The sequence below is a fragment of the Blastococcus sp. URHD0036 genome (assembly GCF_000701365.1).
In the GTDB taxonomy this organism is placed as follows: domain Bacteria; phylum Actinomycetota; class Actinomycetes; order Mycobacteriales; family Geodermatophilaceae; genus Trujillonella.
Genome location: NZ_JNIK01000013.1, coordinates 414377 through 429533 on the forward strand (window position 1 = coordinate 414377; position 15157 = coordinate 429533).

Sequence of the window (15157 nt, forward strand, 5' to 3'; positions counted from 1 at the left end):
ACCACCCACGCCGGAGGGCGGGGAACCCACTCGGGGTCCCCGCCCTCCGTCGTCCGCACCGGCCCTGGGCGAGGCATAGGAAGCTATGCGCACGTCCTGGGACGGGAGACGTGGGTATTGCTTCCTATGCCTCGGGGGTCAGGGGTCAGAGGCGCTCGAGGATCGTGGCGTTGGCCAGTCCGCCGGCCTCGCACATCGTCTGCAGCCCGTAGCGGGCACCGCGCTGGTGCAGCGCGTCGACCAGCGTCGTCATGATCCGGGCGCCGCTGGCCCCCAGCGGGTGCCCGATCGAGATGCCGCCGCCGTGCACGTTCACCTTGTCGGTGGTCACGCCCGTCTCGGCCTGCCACGCGAGGACGACGGAGGCGAACGCCTCGTTGACCTCGAACAGGTCGATGTCGTCGATGGACAGGCCGGCCCGGCGCAGCGCCTTCTCCGTCGCCGGGATGACCGCGGTGAGCATCATCTGCGGGTCGTCGCCGACGACGGTCATGGTGTGGATCCGCGCCCGCGGCGTGAGGCCCAGCTCGCGCGCCTTCTCGCTGGTCATGACCAGGAGTGCCGCGGCGCCGTCGTTGAGCGGGCTGCTGTTGCCCGCGGTGACGCGCCAGTCGGTGATCTGCGGGAAGCGGGCGGCGACCGCGTCGTCGGCGAAGGCCGGCCGCAGGCCCGCGAGGGTCTCGACGTCGGTGCCCGGTCGCACGGTCTCGTCGGTGCCCACCAGCGCGAGCGACCCGTCGGCCTGCCGGGCCTTGACCGGCACGACCTGGTCGGCGAACAGGCCGGCGCGCCACGCCTCGGCGGCGCGGGCGTGGCTGCGGGCGGCGTATCCGTCCAGCTGCGACCGGGACAGGCCCCACTTGGCAGCGATCAGCTCGGCGGCCACGCCCTGGCTCACGCCACCCTCCGGGTAGCGCGCGGCGTACCGCTCCCCCATCACGTCCTCGACGCCCCGCGCCGCGCTGCCCATGGGCACCCGGCTCATCGACTCGACACCGCCCACCACGGCGATGTCGTAGGAGCCGGCGATCACGCCCTGTGCAGCGAAGTGCACCGCCTGCTGGCTGCTGCCGCACTGCCGGTCGACCGTCGTCCCGGGGACGTGCTCCGGGAAGCCCGCCCCCAGGAGCGCGCGACGGGCGATGTTGGCCGCCTGCTCCCCCGACTGCGACACGCACCCGACGATCACGTCGTCGACGACCGCCGGGTCGATGCCGGCGCGGTCGACCACGCTCTCCAGCACCCCGGCGAGCAGATCGGCCGGGTGCACCCCCGACAGCGAGCCGCCGGGCTTGCCCTTGCCGACCGGCGTGCGGACGGCCTCCACGATCACCGCGTCACGCATGACGGGCCTCCTGAGTTTGACGATCGAACTGACCATCGGAAGCTAGCGCGCCTCGGTTTGATATGCAAACCTATGGGGGTGACCGCCGTTCCGTTCCCCCTGCCCCGTGGCGCCTGCTCGATCGCCGCCTCCCTGGAGCTGGTCGGGGAGCGCTGGTCGCTGCTGGTCATCCGCGAGGTCGCGTGGGGCAGCCACCGCTTCAGCGACATCGCCCGCGGCACCGGCGCACCCCGCGACCGGCTGACCGCACGGCTCAACTCCCTGGTCGCCGCCGGGGTGCTGGAGAAGCGCGCCTACAGCGACGCCCCGCCCCGGTCCGGCTACCACCTGACGGCGGCCGGCCGGGACCTGCTGCCGGTCCTGCAGGCGCTGCTGCAGTGGGGCGACAAGTGGGTCGCGGACGAGCCTCCCGTCCTGCTCAAGCACGCCCCCGCGGGCCACGCGGAGCACCCGGTCGACGCGGAGTGGATCTGCCGCACCTGCGGCGAGCCGGCGATCGGCTCCCGGGTCACGCGCGAGCTCACCCCCGCCGGCCGGGTGCTGTCCGGCCTGCCTGCCGACGAGGAGCACGACCATGAGCACTGACCTGACCCCGGCCACCGACGAGGTACCCGCCGCCTGGGGCGAGCCGCGGTCGCGCACCGTCACCTGGTACGACCCGCTGCTCACCGCGGCCGCCTCGATGGGGCGGTCCGGGCTGGAGGCCCTCGAGGCGATACGCGACGGCGTCCTCGCCCCGCCGCCGATCGCGCAGCTGATGCAGTTCGGCATGATCGCCGTCGAGGCGGGCCGCGTCGAGTTCTCCTGCACCGTCGACGAGTCGGCCTACAACCCGATCGGCGTCGTCCACGGCGGGCTGGTGTGCACGCTGCTGGACACCGTGGCCGGGTGCGCCGTCCACTCCACGCTGCCGCAGGGCACCGGGTACACCTCGATCGAGATCAAGGTGACCTACCTGCGCCCCGTGACCGCCGAGAGCGGGCCGCTGCGCGCGGTCGGCCGGGTGGTCAAGCCGGGCCGGCGCGTGGCCTTCGCCGAGGGCGAGGTCTTCGACGCGGCCGGGCGCAGCGTGGCCACGGCCTCGAGCTCCCTGCTGGTCTTCCCGATCCCGGCCTGACCTTTACCCGGGCAGGATCCGGGCCATGAGGTCCGGGTCGACGAGGCCGGCGGAGCCGAACCGCCGTCCCACCTCGACGAACTGCGGTGCCACGCCGGCCAGCTCGGTCAGCAGGGCCCGGGCGGCGTCCTCCCGCCCGGCCAGGCCCGCCACCACGGCCCGCCACAGCACGTGGTCGGGCTCCGTGTGCGGGTCCGGCAGCCGCAGCTCCTCGAGCACGCGGTCGGCGGTGACCGGGTCGCCGCCGATGGCCTGCTGGAAGGCACGGACGACGTCCTGGTAGCGGCTCAGCCGGACCACCAGTGCGTCGAGCTCGGCCACGGGGTCGTCGGAGTCGTCGACCCGCAGGTCCACGACCGTGTCCCGCCACGGGCGGCCGGTCGTGCTCGCGCGCACCACGAACACGGCCGCCGAGCGCCGCCCGCGCAGGTCACCGCCGGAGTCCTCCCCCGCGTGCAGCGCGAGGAGCAGCCGGTGGGCCAGGGGTCCCTCGGAGGTCTCGAAGGTGGCGACCATCGACTCCCACACCTGCGGCCCGGCCACCATGTTGCCCAGCGCGACGCAGCCCTCCCCCACCATGTGCCCGCCGTCGGCCACGCAGGCCTCACCGGTGTAGGCCGCCAGGTCGCCGGTGACGGCGAGGACGGCGACCTGCCGGAGTTCGGGGTTCGGGTCCACGCTGCGCAGCGCCGTGAGCACCTCCTGGGCGGTGAACCCGCCGCGCAGCAGGTCCAGCCCGATCTGGCCGTACATCGGCTCACCCATCGACTGGCTGGCGATGACGCCCTGGCCGGGCAGCGCGAACGGGACACCGCTGCCGACGGCGAAGGCCTGCGACTGGGTGGCGACGCCCATCTCCCCGGTCGTGGTGTCCCGGGCGACGATCGAGTAGGTCACGCGGTCCGGCCTGCCCGCCCCGGCGTCCCCTGCAAACCCCCGGCCGGGTTCTTGCGGAGACCTTGCGGGAGCGCGGCGGGTGGCGTGCGGTTCGGGGCCGAGAGTCCTCCCTGTCGGCGGAAACAGCCCGTCGCGAACCCACCGGAGGAACTCCTGATGACGTCTTCCCGCAGCGTCGTCGCCCGCCGCCGCACCCAGGTGCTCGGCTCGCTGGGCGTCATGGCCGCAGCCGCCGCCGTGGCCGGCCTGGGCACGTTCGGCACGTTCACCGACAGCACCACCCCGCTCTCCACCGGCGTCTCGAGCGGCACCGTCTCGATCGACGTGAGCCAGCGGGGCGCCACCATCCCGGCGACCACGGCGAACTTCGTGCCGGGCGACTCGATGACCCGCGCCGTGGACCTCGTCAACGACGGCACCTCGCCGCTGGGCCGGGTCAGCCTGGCCTCCACGGCGAGCGCCGCCAGCGTGCTGACCACCGACGCCGCCAACGGCCTCCAGCTGTCCGTCCGCTCCTGCCCGGTGGCCTGGACCCAGGGCGGCACCGCGTCGGCGCCGACCTACACCTGCGCCGGCCCGACGACCCTCTACTCGGGTCGGGCCGTCATGGACGCCGCGCTCCCGGGCGTCGCCAGCCTGCAGCCGGGCGGGATCGACCACCTGGTCGTCACCGTGTCCCTGCCGTCGTCGGCCGGGACCGCCTTCCAGGACAAGAGCGCCACGCTCGGACTGACCTTCACCGGCGTCCAGACCGACGGCACCGCTCGCTGACCCGCCTGCCCCCGCCCCGCCGACCGCGGGGTGTCGACGGAGGGGGCAGGTGATGACGACGCCCCCCGCTCCCCCTGACCCGGGAGCGGGGGGCGTCGCCGCGTCCCCGGCCGGTCCCTCAGCCCACCGGCGTCTGGGTGTAGAGCGCCAGTCGCCACCCGTCAGGCGTCCGGACGTAGGTGCTGGTCATGGCGCAGACGAACGGCTCGCCACCCGCCTCCCGCCAGGCCCGCCCGGTGTAGACCATCGCCGCGCCGTCGGTGCCCACGGGGACGACCATGACGTCGGCCAGCTCGTAGGACGCCCAGGCCGGCGACCCGGCGAGCGCGGTCACCACCTCGTCCCTCGACATCACCGCGCCGTTCGCCAGCACCATGACCCCGCCCGGGGTCATCGTCTGGCCGTAGAAGTCGGCGGCCGAGCCGTCGCAGAGCGCGTCCCACCCGCGGCGCTCGAGGCCGAGCAGGTCCTCACGCAGGTCATCGGTCATGCCCGAGGGTTCCGCCGACGGCGCGGAGATGTCAACGCCGCCGGTTGAGCTGCCTGTCCTCCACGCGGGTCCCTCTACGGTGCCCCGGTGCGCGGCGGGACGGGCCGGGCGACCGGTGCGATCCGGTCCCGTTCAGCGGGGGCCGGGCCTGGCCGGTGACCGCTTCGCCGATCGGGTGACGGCACCGTCGTCAACGCGCACCCCACGCTGCCGCGGCCCGAGCGGGACGCCCTGCGGGCCCTGCCGCACAACTGCGCCACGCGGGGCTGGCGGACCCAGGTCCGCGACCGCGACCCGGAGACGTTCCGCGACCACGTCCTGGGCCGGGTGGCCTGGGCGGCGTCGGTCGACCCGGCGCTCGGCGTCCGGCTGCGCGTCCTGGCCGCCGGGATCGACTGGTCCTGACCCTCAGGCCGGCGGTTCCGGCGTCCCCTCGAGAGCCCGCAGGCGCTGCTCGACGGAGACCAGCCGCTGCTCGACCGACTCCCCGCCCACCTCGTCGGCGCCAGGCGGCTGCACCATCCCGGCCAGCGCCGCGGACAACCGGCCGACCAGGGACGCGGCCTCCTCGGGGGTGAGGTGGACGCTGCCTGCGCAGCGGTCCTCCCGCCAGAAGCTGACCGCCAGCAGGCCGGCGTCCGCGTGGGGCGAGACTCGGACGGCGCGACTGGACCCGCGCGCGCTCTCCCAGGTCCACCTGCCGGCGGGGAACGGGACGACCGTCATGGGCCGAGCGTGACCCGCCGACCGCCCGGCGTCAACGACCCCGCACGCGGGTCGCGACCTGCGGGTTCACCTCCGCCAGGAGGGGTAGGGCGATGGGGATCAGGACATCGACGGCCGCAGGGCCGGAACAGGAGCTGACTCATGGGCAAGCTGTCGTTCGCACTCGGTCTGGGCGCGGGCTACGTGCTCGGCTCCCGCGCAGGGCACGCACGGTACGAGCAGATCCAGCAGGCCGCGGCCCGGCTGTCCGGCCGCCCGGAGGTCCAGGACGCCGTCGGCAAGGTGCGCGACAGCCTGCCGGCGCCGCTGCAGGGCACCGTGGACGGGCTGGTCCAGAAGGCCGGCGGGAGCACCGCCGGGTCCGGGGGTGGCTCGGCGAGCGGTCCCACCGTCACCGGGTCGTTCCCGATGGAGGACGACGAGGAGGTCGTGGTGCAGACCTTCTCGGCCATGCGCGGGCGCTCCGGCGACGAGCCGGCGACGGAGGACCCGGGCAACACGGCCGGCCCCGTGCCCGTGAACGCCGCCGCCGAGGACGAGGACCCGGTCGCGCAGACCTTCTCCGCCTTCACCGAGCGGACCGCGGACGAGCCGGCCACCGAGCACACCCGGTAGCAGTGCCCCCGGCGCCCGCCTCCGGGCGGCGCCGGGGCCCGCCGGCCGCCACTCCCGCAACCCCTTCCCCTCCGGCCCGCCTCCGTGGTCGACTGCGCCCCACCGCCACGCGGCGGCGCGTCAGCAACGTTGCTGGAGGCGCTCATGGACGACATGTCGTTGGAGGCGGACGCCGGGGCTCATCCCCGCCGCGTCCCCGGGGCGCCGCGGCGGACATCGCCGCACTGCCGGCCGTGACCGCGACCGCTCCGCGCAGAACCGGGGCGGTCACCCCCGGGCGCGGGACCTCCGAGACCCCGCCCCGCCGCGCCGCCATCGCGGCCCGCACCCTGCGCACCGACCGTTGGTGGCTGCAGCCGCTGATCACCGTCACGGTCCTGGTGCTCTTCATCGCCTACTCGACGGTGCGGGCGTTCCAGAACGCGAACTACTTCTCCGAGCCCTACATCTCGCCGTTCTACTCGCCCTGCATCACCACCGACTGCGAGGGCGACACCTTCCCGGAGCTGTTCACCGGGCCGTCCTGGATCTCGCCGGCCATCTACATCCTGGTCGTGCCGCTGGGCTTCCGGCTGACCTGCTACTACTACCGCAAGGCCTACTACCGGTCGTTCTGGCTCTCCCCGCCGGCCTGCGCGGTCGGCGAGCCGCACCGCCGCTACACGGGGGAGACCCGCCTGCCGCTGCTCGGGCAGAACATCCACCGGTACTTCTTCTACGCGGGCCTGGTCTTCAACCTGATCCTGACCTACGACGCCGTCTTCGCCTTCCGCGACGAGACCGGCGCGTGGGGGCACATGGGGCTCGGCACGCTGGTGCTGCTGGCGAACGCGACGCTCCTGTGGCTCTACTCGCTGTCCTGCCACTCCTGCCGGCACATCGTCGGCGGCCGGCTCAACTCCTTCTCGCGACATCCGCTGCGGTACCGCTTCTGGACCGTCGTCTCGAAGCTCAACGCCCACCACATGAAGTTCGCCTGGATCTCCCTCTTCGGCGTCGCGTTCGCCGACTTCTACGTCCTGCTGCTGGCGACCGACACGATCTCGGATCTGAGGTTCTTCTGATGGAGCTCGAGCGGCACGAGTACGACGTCGTCGTGGTGGGGGCCGGCGGTGCCGGCCTGCGGGCGGCGATCGAGGCGCACGAGCGCGGCGCGCGGACGGCGGTGGTGTGCAAGTCGCTGCTGGGCAAGGCGCACACCGTCATGGCCGAGGGCGGCATCGCCGCGGCGATGGCGAACCTCTACCCGGAGGACAACTGGCGGGTGCACTTCCGGGACACCATGCGCGGCGGGAAGATGCTCAACCACTGGCGGATGGCGCAGCTACACGCGCAGGAGGCCCCGGACCGGGTCCGCGAGCTCGAGGACTGGGGCGCGCTGTTCGACCGCACCCCCGACGGGCTGATCAGCCAGCGCGACTTCGGCGGCCACCGGTACGCGCGGCTCGCCCACGTCGGGGACCGCACGGGGCTGGAGCTGATCCGCACCCTGCAGCAGCGCACCGTTGCGCTCGGCATCGACGTCTACATGGAGTGCACGGTCACCCGCCTGCTCACCGACGAGAACGGCGTGACCGGCGCCTTCGGCTACTGGCGCGAGTCCGGCCGGTTCGTCGCCTGGTCGGCCCCGTCGGTCGTGCTGGCCACCGGCGGCATCGGCAAGTCCTACAAGGTCACCTCGAACTCGTGGGAGTACACCGGCGACGGGCACTCGCTGGCACTGCAGGCCGGGGCGACGCTGGTGAACATGGAGTTCGTCCAGTTCCACCCGACGGGGATGGTCTGGCCGCCGTCGGTGCGCGGGATCCTCGTGACCGAGAGCGTCCGCGGCGACGGCGGGATCCTGAAGAACTCGGCCGGCAACCGGTTCATGTTCGACTACATCCCGGACTTCTTCCGCAAGGAGACCGCGGAGACCGAGGACGAGGCCGACCGCTGGTACGAGGACAAGAAGAACAACCGGCGGCCGCCGGAGCTGCTCCCCCGCGACGAGGTCGCCCGGGCCATCAACAGCGAGGTGAAGGCCGGCCGTGGGACGCCGCACGGTGGCGTCTTCCTCGACATCGCCTCGCGCCGGACGCCGGAGTACATCCGCAAGCGGCTGCCCTCGATGTACCACCAGTTCAAGGAGCTGGCGGAGGTCGACATCACCGCCGAGGCGATGGAGGTCGGGCCGACCTGCCACTACGTGATGGGCGGCGTGGAGGTGGACCCCGACAGCGAGGCCGCCCGCGTGCCAGGGCTGTTCGCCGCCGGCGAGGTGGCCGGCGGCATGCACGGGTCGAACCGGCTCGGCGGCAACTCCCTGTCCGACCTCCTGGTGTTCGGACGGCGGGCCGGGCTCGCGGCCGCCGAGCACGCCGCGGGCCACCCGGACCGGGCCCCGCTGCCGGACGACGCCCTGGCCGACGCCGCGCGGGCGGCGCTCGCACCCTTCGAACGGGAGGGCGGCGAGAACCCGTACACCGTGCAGCACGACCTGCAGCAGACGATGCACGACCTGGTCGGGATCATCCGTACCGAGGCCGAGATGGAGCAGGCGCTGGCGCGGATCGCGGCGCTGAAGGAGCGGGTCGCCAACCTCTCGGTGGAGGGCCACCGGCAGTACAACCCGGGCTGGCACCTCGCGCTGGACCTGCCGCACATGCTGCTGGTCAGCGAGTGCATCGCGAAGGCGGCCCTGGAGCGGCAGGAGAGCCGCGGCGGGCACACCCGCGACGACTTCCCGGGGCCGGTGCCGGAGTGGGGGAAGACGAACCTCATCTGCTCCCGGGCACCGGACGGCTCGGTGGCGCTCACCCGCCAACCGCTGCCCGAGATGCCGGCCGACCTCGCCGAGGTGTTCGAGGAGGTGCCGGCATGAGCTATGACGGGACGTTCCGGGTGTGGCGCGGCGACGCCGGCGGCGGGGACCTGCAGACCTTCACGGTCGAGGTGAACGAGGGCGAGGTCGTGCTCGACATCGTCCACCGGCTGCAGGCCACCCAGGCAGGCGACCTCGCCGTCCGGTGGAACTGCAAGGCCGGCAAGTGCGGGTCCTGCAGCGCGGAGATCAACGGCCGCCCCCGGCTGATGTGCATGACCCGGATGGGCACGTTCGCCGAGGACGAGACGGTGACGGTGACGCCGCTCCGGACGTTCCCGGTGATCCGCGACCTGGTCACCGACGTCTCCTACAACTACGAGAAGGCGGCGCAGATCCCGGCCTTCACGCCCCGGGCGCGGGAGGCCGACGGCAGTCACCGGATGCAGCAGGTCGACGTCGAGCGCTCGCAGGAGTTCCGCAAGTGCATCGAGTGCTTCCTCTGCCAGGACACCTGCCACGTGATCCGCGACCACGAGGAGAACAAGGCCGTCTTCGCCGGTCCGCGCTTCCTCATCCGGCTGGCCGAGCTCGACATGCACCCGCTGGACGACGTCGACCGCCGGTCCGTGGCACAGGACGAGTTCGGGCTCGGCTACTGCAACATCACCAAGTGCTGCAGCGAGGTCTGCCCGGAGGGGATCCACCTCACCGACAACGGGATCATCCCGCTGAAGGAACGGGTGGTGGACCGCCGGTACGACCCGCTCACCTGGCTCGGCTCGAAGATCCGCCGGCGGCGCGCGGAGGACTGAGGAGCCACCTCGGTGTCACCCTCCAGCGCTCCTGTCGCGGTGCGTCGCGACGGGACCGCTGCGCGGTGACGGTCTGCACCCGGCGGCCCCGCGTGGCCACCGTCCCCCGCACCCGAGGCGTCAGTACATCCCGTCGCCGGCGACCAACCCGGCCGCGGGCAGCGGACGGCGGACCACGGGGCGGACCCGCCGGGCGGCCGCCAGCCGGCGGGTGTAGCTCTCGGCGTTGCCGCGGATGTGGGCGAGGTCCTCCTCGGTGGCGGCCCGGACCACCCGCGCCGGGACCCCCGCCACGACCGACCACGGTGGGACCTGGGTGCCCGGGGTGACCACCGCGCCCGCCGCCACGATCGAGGCGCCGCCGATCTGCGCGCCGTTCATCACGATGCTGCCCATGCCGACGAGGACGTCGTCGTCGATGCGGGCGCCGTGCAGCACCACCCGGTGGCCGACGGTGACCCCGCGGCCGACCACCAGCGGGAAGCCCGGGTCCGAGTGCAGCGCGCACCCGTCCTGCACGTTCGAGTCGGCGCCGATCACGATCTGCTCCTCGTCGGCTCGGGCCACCGAGCCGTACCAGATGCTCGACCGGGGCCCGAGGGTGACGGCGCCGACGACCACCGCCGTCGGCGCGACGAACGCCTCCTCGTCGATGTCGGGCCTGCCGTACGGCAGCTCCGCGATGTAGTTGTCCCTGTCCATGTCGCGCTCCCGGTCCGGTCGTCGGGCGCGCCCCCGCGCCGGCACCGTGCCGCTCCCCGACCCGGGAGCAGAGTGGCGTGGATCACACCGGGTCGGGAAGGGTCTTCGGCGCGATCAGTCCTGCTCGGGGCGGGAGGGGATGAACAGCGCGGCGGTGGCGGCGGCCAGCGCGGCGAGCGCGCAGATGACGAACAGCACCCGGTAGGCGGTCAGCGAGGGCAGCGCGTAGGCACCGACCGAGATCGTGATGGCGGCCAGCAGGCTCCCACCGACGGCGCTGGCCAGCGAGCTGCCCAGGGACCGGATGAGCATGTTGAGGCCGTTGGCGGCGGCGATCTCCTCGCGCGGCGTGAACTGGTTGATCAACGCCGGCATCGACGCGTAGCCGATGCTGGTGCCGATGCCCACCACGGTCGCGCCGAGCACCACCTGGGTCAGCGAACCGGTGAACACGATGCGCCCCAGCCAGCCGAGCGCCACGATGACGCCGCCCACCGCGAGCACCTGGTTCGCGCCCCGCCAGGCGATGAGGCGCGCGGAGACCGGGGCGAACAGCAGCATGCAGAGGCCACCGGGCAGCATCGCCAGGCCGCCGACGACGATCGACGAGCCGAAGCCGTAGCCGCTGGACACGGGCGCCTGGACGTAGGAGGCGGTGCCGATCAGCGAGGCGAACAGCGCGAAGCCGAAGAACAGCGTGGCGATGTTGGTCAGCACGAGGGGACGACGACGCAGGGTCGAGAGATCGACCAGCGGCGACGCGATCCGGGTCTGCGACCAGCCGAAGGCGACCAGCAGGACGACCGCGAGCGCGAGCAGCCCGATCGTCTTCCCCGAGCTCCAGCCCCAGTCCGAGCCCTCCGCGAGCGGGAGCAGCAGCGAGACGAGGGTGCCGGCCAGCAGGACGGCGCCGATGACGTCGACCCGGCCACCGCTGCGGAACGGGCTCTCCGGCACGGCGAGCCAGATGCCGGCGAAGGCCATCGCCGCGGCCGCGCCGGTGATCCAGAACAGCACGTGGAAGTCGAAGTGCTCGGCGATGATCCCCGCGAAGGGCAGCCCGAGCGCACCGCCGACCCCGAGCATGGCGCTGATGAGCGCGATCGCGCTGCCGGACCGCTCGCGCGGGAGCAGGGAGCTCAGCAGCCCGATGCCGAGCGGGATGGCCGCGGCCGAGACGCCCTGGATCGCCCGGCCGGCGATCAGCACCGCGACGTTCGTGCTGGTCGCGGTGACGACCGAGCCGACGACGAGTGCCCCGATGGCGACCAGCAGCATCCGGCGCGGACCGAACATGTCGCCCAGCCGGCCGAACAGCGGGACCGAGACGGCGGCCACGAGCAGCGTCGAGGTGAGCAGCCACTGGACGGTGTCCGCCGAGGTGTCCAGCGTCGCGGGCAGCGTCGCCAGCACCGGGATGAGCAGCGACTGGGCGAGGGACACGACGAGGGCCCCCAGCCCGACGAACAGCAACCACGGCCAGGTGCGTGCCGCGGGCTCGGTGGTGGGGGCGGGGACGGCGAGGGTCTGGGTGGTCATGCGGAAGAGAGCTCCTCGGACGCTGGGCTGAACGGTGGAACGGCGGGACCGGCAGCGTCGCCGGGGGCCAAGACTCGTTGCTCGGAGCAACTACTACCGCGTAGTCAACGCCGTTGACCAACGCCTTGTCAACGACGTTGACAGGTGTGCGACCGTGATGAGGTGACCATCACAGCGACCGGCGCGGGTGCCACCACCCGGAGCGCCATCGCGGCGAGCGCGCTCGCGCTGTTCGAGGAGCGCGGTTTCGCCGCCACGTCCGTCCGGGCGATCGCGGCGGCCGCCGGGGTCGATCCCGCGCTGGTGATCCGCCACTTCGGGTCCAAGGAGCAGTTGTTCGTCGAAGTGGTCGGCGGCAACCGCGGCGCCGGGCCCGAGCTCGACGGCCCGCTGGAGACCCTGGGCCGGCGGCTCGTCGAGCACGCCCTCGACCCCGCGCGGGACCGCGAGCGGCGCGCCTACGCGGCGATGGTCCGGGCGTCGGACCACGACGGGGTCCGCGACAGCCTGCGGCAGGCCGCCCGGTCGACCTTCATCGACGGGCTGACCGCCCTGCTGACCGGCCCGTGCGTCGCCGCCCGCGCCGAGCTCATCGGAGCGCAGGTCGGCGGGCTCATGCAGGCCTGGCCCACCGTGGGCGAGGAGTTGCTGGCCACCGTCGGCCGCGAGCGGGTCATCGACCTCTACGGCGCCGCGATCCAGGCACTGGTGGACTCCCCCGCCTCCTGAACCGACCGCTCGGGACGCGCGGGAGCGACCGCCCGTCGTACCGTCGAGCAGGTGACCACCGCCCCGCCGTCGACCGTCTCCCTCGGCGACCGGTTCGCCCGCGAGCTGCCGGAGATGGCGCTCCCCTGGCAGGCCGAGGAGGCGCCGGACCCCCGGCTGCTCGTGCTCAACGAGCCGCTGGCGGCCGAGCTCGGGCTCGACCCGGACTCGCTGCGCAGCGGCGAGGGCGTGCGCCTCCTCGTCGGGGACGCCGTCCCCGACGGAGCGCACCCGGTGGCGCAGGCCTACGCGGGCCACCAGTTCGGCGGGTACAACCCGCGCCTGGGCGACGGGCGGGCGCTGCTGCTCGGCGAGCTGACCGGACCCGACGGCCAGCTGCACGACCTGCACCTCAAGGGGTCCGGACCGACCCCCTTCTCCCGGGGTGGCGACGGGTTCGCCGCCGTCGGCCCGATGCTGCGCGAGTACGTGATCAGCGAGGCCATGCACGCGCTCGGCAGCCCCACGACCCGCGCGCTGGCGGTGGTGGCGACCGGCCGGCCGGTCTACCGGGAGACCGCCCTCCCGGGGGCGGTGTTGGCGCGGATCGCGAGCAGCCACCTGCGGGTCGGCAGCTTCCAGTTCGCCCGGTCCACCGGGGACGTCGACCTGCTCCGCCGGCTGGCCGACATGGCGATCGAGCGGCACCATCCGGCGGCGGCTTCCGCCGACAACCGGTACCTGGCGCTGTACGAGGCCGTCGTCGCCGCGCAGGCATCGCTCGTCGCGCAGTGGATGCTCGTCGGCTTCATCCACGGCGTGATGAACACCGACAACACCACCATCTCCGGCGAGACCATCGACTACGGGCCGTGCGCGTTCATGGAGGCCGTCGACCCGGACACGGTCTACAGCTCGATCGACTCGGGCGGCCGCTACCGGTTCGGCAACCAGCCGCTGGTCATCGAGTGGAACCTCGCCCGGCTCGCCGAGGCCCTGCTGCCGCTCTTCGCCGACGAGCAGGAGCGGGCGGTCGAGATCGCCGTCGAGGCGCTCAAGGGCTTCCGCCCGCGGTACGGCGCCGCCTGGGCCGCCGGCATGCGCGCCAAGCTGGGCCTGCCCGAGGGTCTGGACGACGAGGCGACGACCGCGCTCGCCGACGACCTCCTGGCGCTGCTGCAGGCGGGGCACGTCGACCACACGACGTTCTTCCGGGCCCTGGGCTCGGCGGCCCGCGGCGACGCCGACCCCGCGCGCAACCTGTTCCTCGACCTGGCCGGCTTCGACGCCTGGGCCCAACGGTGGCGCGCCCTCGCGCCGGACGGCGACGCGATGGACCGGGTCAACCCCGTCTACATCCCGCGCAACCACCTCGTCGAGGAGGCCCTCGACGCAGCGACGGCCGGCGACCTCGAGCCGCTGGGCCGGCTGCTCACCGCGGTGACCCGCCCGTTCGAGCAGCGGGAGGGCCTGGAGCGCTACGCGGCGCCCGCGCCGGAGGAGTTCGGCGCCGCCTACCGGACCTTCTGCGGCACCTGACCGACCCTCAGCGGAGGACGTCGCGCGAGACCTCGGTGACGATCGCGCGGAAGGTCGTGGTGTCCACCTCGTCGTCCACGGTCACCCGGACGACGTCGGCGACCTGCTGCTCGTCGGTCGGGCAGAGAGCGGCGGCGCGGGCGGCGGCCACGAGGTGCAGGTAGCGGAGGCGGTGGGCGTCCTCGGCGGACGGGGTGCCGGCGGTGGAGATGCGGTGCTCGTGCATGGGACGACGGTGACACCGGTCACCGGCGCGTCCCGGGACGCGGGCGGGCGTGGCGGACCGATCCGTCCACCGCGTCCCACCCGCCCCGCCGGTCCCCGCGGCCCGGCCCTTCCCAACCGGCCGGTGCCCTGCCGATGAGGAGGGCATGCGCGCCAGCCACCTCGCCACCGCCCTGACCGCCTTCGCCGCCGGCCTGTCGGCCGCGACCGTGCTGCACCGCCGTGCCGAGCGGGAGCAGCACACCGCGGCCTCCGCCACGCCCGCCCCGGCGCCGATCGAGACCCCCGCTCCGGAGGTCCCGGGCGTCGTCCTGCCGTTCCTGCGCTCGGTGACCGCTGCCGCGCCGGCCACCCCGGCCCGCTGCGGGGACAACGGCGGTCTCACCAAGGCCGGCACCCCCTGCGCCGCCCGCGCCACCGGCGGCGGCCGCTGCCACCACCACCGGCTCGCCGCCTAGGACGGGTCGGGGGTGAACGTGCGCCGGGCGATCCGCCAGGCGCCGTCCACCCGGCGGAACTCGTCGTGCACCCGGCCGGCGCTGACCACGGCGGTGCCGGCCAGCACCACGATCGAGGACCGGCACCCGGCGGTGTCGCCGTCCACGTCGATGACGTGGTTCAGCGACAGCCGGTGCGTGGACCCGACCGCGAGACCGGCCGCGAACTCCAGGAGCGCCTCCCGGCCGACGACGTCGTCCCCACCGGTGCCGCCACCGACGAAGACGCCGTCCTCGGCGTAGAGCGAGGCGAAGGTCGCCGCGTCCCCCGTGTCGAGGGACAGCACGTACCGGGCGTAGAGGTCGCGGATGGCGTCACGGTCGTCGGCGAGAGAGGGCACGGCCGGCATGCTCGCACCTCGCGGCGG

At 73.8% G+C, this 15157-nt stretch carries 18 protein-coding genes; 10 read left to right on the plus strand and 8 right to left on the minus strand.

Features of this window, described 5'->3' with window-relative positions:
- Positions 1-145 precede the first annotated feature (145 nt).
- Positions 146-1345 (minus strand): thiolase family protein, encoded by a 1200-nt coding sequence (locus tag N555_RS0111835; RefSeq protein ID WP_029431698.1) that lies wholly within the window; start codon positions 1343-1345, stop codon positions 146-148.
- Positions 1346-1423: 78 nt separating this feature from the next.
- Between N555_RS0111835 and N555_RS0111840 the strand changes: the two genes are divergently transcribed.
- Together N555_RS0111840 and N555_RS0111845 are read left to right on the plus strand one after the other, a co-directional pair.
- Entirely contained in the window at positions 1424-1930 is a 507-nt protein-coding gene (locus N555_RS0111840) for a winged helix-turn-helix transcriptional regulator (protein WP_231502710.1), read from the plus strand.
- The gene (locus N555_RS0111845; RefSeq protein WP_029431700.1) at positions 1920-2462 is read left to right on the plus strand and encodes a PaaI family thioesterase; all 543 of its coding nucleotides are present in this window, start codon (positions 1920-1922) and stop codon (positions 2460-2462) included. The genes N555_RS0111840 and N555_RS0111845 overlap by 11 nt, the downstream gene beginning before the upstream one ends.
- Before the next feature lie 3 nt (positions 2463-2465).
- Here the strand turns inward: N555_RS0111845 and N555_RS0111850 are convergent, their stop codons facing one another.
- Positions 2466-3359, minus strand: coding sequence for a DUF1028 domain-containing protein (locus N555_RS0111850; protein WP_029431701.1), 894 nt, complete (start codon positions 3357-3359; stop codon positions 2466-2468).
- Positions 3360-3515: 156 nt separating this feature from the next.
- Here N555_RS0111850 and N555_RS0111855 point away from each other — a divergent pair, with 156 nt between their 5' ends.
- On the plus strand, positions 3516-4130 hold the full coding sequence (locus tag N555_RS0111855) for a TasA family protein (RefSeq protein ID WP_034509870.1): 615 nt from the start codon (positions 3516-3518) through the stop codon (positions 4128-4130).
- Positions 4131-4248: 118 nt separating this feature from the next.
- On the opposite strand, the gene N555_RS0111860 is transcribed toward N555_RS0111855, so the two are convergent.
- Together N555_RS0111860 and N555_RS0111865 are read right to left on the minus strand one after the other, a co-directional pair.
- Positions 4249-4620: a nuclear transport factor 2 family protein gene (locus tag N555_RS0111860; protein WP_029431703.1), complete on the minus strand. Its 372-nt coding sequence runs from the start codon at positions 4618-4620 to the stop codon at positions 4249-4251.
- A gap of 408 nt (positions 4621-5028) precedes the next feature.
- On the minus strand, positions 5029-5346 hold the full coding sequence (locus N555_RS0111865) for a hypothetical protein (protein WP_029431704.1): 318 nt from the start codon (positions 5344-5346) through the stop codon (positions 5029-5031).
- Between the two features lie 141 nt (positions 5347-5487).
- Here N555_RS0111865 and N555_RS28310 point away from each other — a divergent pair, with 141 nt between their 5' ends.
- From N555_RS28310 to N555_RS0111885, 4 genes are all read left to right on the plus strand, one after another.
- Positions 5488-5961, plus strand: coding sequence for a hypothetical protein (locus tag N555_RS28310; RefSeq protein ID WP_051683975.1), 474 nt, complete (start codon positions 5488-5490; stop codon positions 5959-5961).
- A gap of 233 nt (positions 5962-6194) precedes the next feature.
- On the plus strand, positions 6195-7025 hold the full coding sequence (locus N555_RS0111875) for a hypothetical protein (protein WP_029431706.1): 831 nt from the start codon (positions 6195-6197) through the stop codon (positions 7023-7025).
- Positions 7025-8824, plus strand: coding sequence for a fumarate reductase/succinate dehydrogenase flavoprotein subunit (locus N555_RS0111880; protein WP_197028975.1), 1800 nt, complete (start codon positions 7025-7027; stop codon positions 8822-8824). Before N555_RS0111875 ends, N555_RS0111880 begins: the two co-directional genes overlap by 1 nt.
- The gene (locus N555_RS0111885; protein WP_029431708.1) at positions 8821-9579 is read left to right on the plus strand and encodes a succinate dehydrogenase/fumarate reductase iron-sulfur subunit; all 759 of its coding nucleotides are present in this window, start codon (positions 8821-8823) and stop codon (positions 9577-9579) included. The genes N555_RS0111880 and N555_RS0111885 overlap by 4 nt, the downstream gene beginning before the upstream one ends.
- A gap of 120 nt (positions 9580-9699) precedes the next feature.
- Here the strand turns inward: N555_RS0111885 and N555_RS0111890 are convergent, their stop codons facing one another.
- Entirely contained in the window at positions 9700-10281 is a 582-nt protein-coding gene (locus tag N555_RS0111890; RefSeq protein ID WP_029431709.1) for a gamma carbonic anhydrase family protein, read from the minus strand.
- Between the two features lie 114 nt (positions 10282-10395).
- Positions 10396-11820, minus strand: coding sequence for an MFS transporter (locus N555_RS0111895; RefSeq protein ID WP_034509873.1), 1425 nt, complete (start codon positions 11818-11820; stop codon positions 10396-10398).
- Positions 11821-11982: 162 nt separating this feature from the next.
- Between N555_RS0111895 and N555_RS0111900 the strand changes: the two genes are divergently transcribed.
- The gene (locus tag N555_RS0111900; protein ID WP_051683976.1) at positions 11983-12549 is read left to right on the plus strand and encodes a TetR/AcrR family transcriptional regulator; all 567 of its coding nucleotides are present in this window, start codon (positions 11983-11985) and stop codon (positions 12547-12549) included.
- A gap of 51 nt (positions 12550-12600) precedes the next feature.
- Positions 12601-14067, plus strand: coding sequence for a protein adenylyltransferase SelO (locus N555_RS0111905; RefSeq protein WP_029431712.1), 1467 nt, complete (start codon positions 12601-12603; stop codon positions 14065-14067).
- A 7-nt stretch (positions 14068-14074) separates the two neighbouring features.
- Here N555_RS0111905 and N555_RS0111910 read toward each other — a convergent pair whose 3' ends face one another.
- Positions 14075-14293, minus strand: coding sequence for a hypothetical protein (locus tag N555_RS0111910; RefSeq protein ID WP_029431713.1), 219 nt, complete (start codon positions 14291-14293; stop codon positions 14075-14077).
- Between the two features lie 145 nt (positions 14294-14438).
- On the opposite strand from N555_RS0111910, the gene N555_RS0111915 reads away from it, so the two are divergent.
- Entirely contained in the window at positions 14439-14750 is a 312-nt protein-coding gene (locus tag N555_RS0111915; RefSeq protein WP_029431714.1) for a hypothetical protein, read from the plus strand.
- Here N555_RS0111915 and N555_RS26830 read toward each other — a convergent pair.
- Positions 14747-15139 carry a nuclear transport factor 2 family protein gene (locus N555_RS26830; protein ID WP_051683977.1) on the minus strand — a complete coding sequence of 131 codons (393 nt, stop codon included), beginning with the start codon at positions 15137-15139 and terminating at the stop codon, positions 14747-14749. The genes N555_RS0111915 and N555_RS26830 overlap by 4 nt on opposite strands.
- Positions 15140-15157: the final 18 nt, after the last annotated feature.

Excerpts from the sequence above, each read along its gene's own strand:
- N555_RS0111835 (WP_029431698.1), bottom strand. The coding sequence starts at position 1,345 with ATGCGTGACGCGGTGATCGTGGAGGCCGTCCGCACGCCGGTCGGCAAG.
- N555_RS0111845 (WP_029431700.1), top strand. The coding sequence starts at position 1,920 with ATGAGCACTGACCTGACCCCGGCCACCGACGAGGTACCCGCCGCCTGG.
- N555_RS0111855 (WP_034509870.1), top strand. The coding sequence starts at position 3,516 with ATGACGTCTTCCCGCAGCGTCGTCGCCCGCCGCCGCACCCAGGTGCTC.
- N555_RS0111860 (WP_029431703.1), bottom strand. The coding sequence starts at position 4,620 with ATGACCGATGACCTGCGTGAGGACCTGCTCGGCCTCGAGCGCCGCGGG.
- N555_RS0111865 (WP_029431704.1), bottom strand. The coding sequence starts at position 5,346 with ATGACGGTCGTCCCGTTCCCCGCCGGCAGGTGGACCTGGGAGAGCGCG.
- N555_RS28310 (WP_051683975.1), top strand. The coding sequence starts at position 5,488 with ATGGGCAAGCTGTCGTTCGCACTCGGTCTGGGCGCGGGCTACGTGCTC.
- N555_RS0111880 (WP_197028975.1), top strand. The coding sequence starts at position 7,025 with ATGGAGCTCGAGCGGCACGAGTACGACGTCGTCGTGGTGGGGGCCGGC.
- N555_RS0111885 (WP_029431708.1), top strand. The coding sequence starts at position 8,821 with ATGAGCTATGACGGGACGTTCCGGGTGTGGCGCGGCGACGCCGGCGGC.
- N555_RS0111890 (WP_029431709.1), bottom strand. The coding sequence starts at position 10,281 with ATGGACAGGGACAACTACATCGCGGAGCTGCCGTACGGCAGGCCCGAC.
- N555_RS0111895 (WP_034509873.1), bottom strand. The coding sequence starts at position 11,820 with ATGACCACCCAGACCCTCGCCGTCCCCGCCCCCACCACCGAGCCCGCG.
- N555_RS0111910 (WP_029431713.1), bottom strand. The coding sequence starts at position 14,293 with ATGCACGAGCACCGCATCTCCACCGCCGGCACCCCGTCCGCCGAGGAC.
- N555_RS0111915 (WP_029431714.1), top strand. The coding sequence starts at position 14,439 with ATGCGCGCCAGCCACCTCGCCACCGCCCTGACCGCCTTCGCCGCCGGC.
- N555_RS26830 (WP_051683977.1), bottom strand. The coding sequence starts at position 15,139 with ATGCCGGCCGTGCCCTCTCTCGCCGACGACCGTGACGCCATCCGCGAC.